Genomic DNA, 391 nt, shown 5'->3' on the forward strand with positions numbered 1-391 from the left:
CCGACACACCCGCCCGACGAGGCCGGTCCCCGGGGTTCCAGGGCCGCGACTCCGTCAACAGCGACACCGCGCCGGACGCCCACTCCACGTGCGGGGAACGCTCGTCGGCGTGGAGCGTCGCGGGCAGGGTCCCGTGCCGCATCGCCTGAACCATCTGGAAGAGGCCGGAGACACCGGCCGCCGGCTGCGTGTGCCCGATGTTGGACTTCACCGACCCGAGCCAGAGCGGGTCGCCGCCGTCCCGGTCCTGACCGTAGGTGGCTCCTCCTCGATCTCGTGCGCGTGGGTGCCACTGTCGCCGAACGCCGAGACACCCGACCGACGAGGCCGGTCCCCGGGGTTCCAGGGCCGAGACTCAGTCTACCGCGACACCGCGCCGGAAGCCCACTCC

Annotated in this window: 1 pseudogene; it reads right to left on the bottom strand. The window is 72.9% G+C overall.

What is annotated here, in order from left to right:
* A pseudogene (locus PUR56_RS39940) lies at positions 1-262 on the bottom strand (polyketide synthase); the annotation flags it as partial.
* Between the last annotated feature and the right edge of the window lie 129 nt (positions 263-391).

The organism is Streptomyces sp. BE303, assembly GCF_036290945.1.
Taxonomy (GTDB): Bacteria; Actinomycetota; Actinomycetes; order Streptomycetales; family Streptomycetaceae; genus Kitasatospora.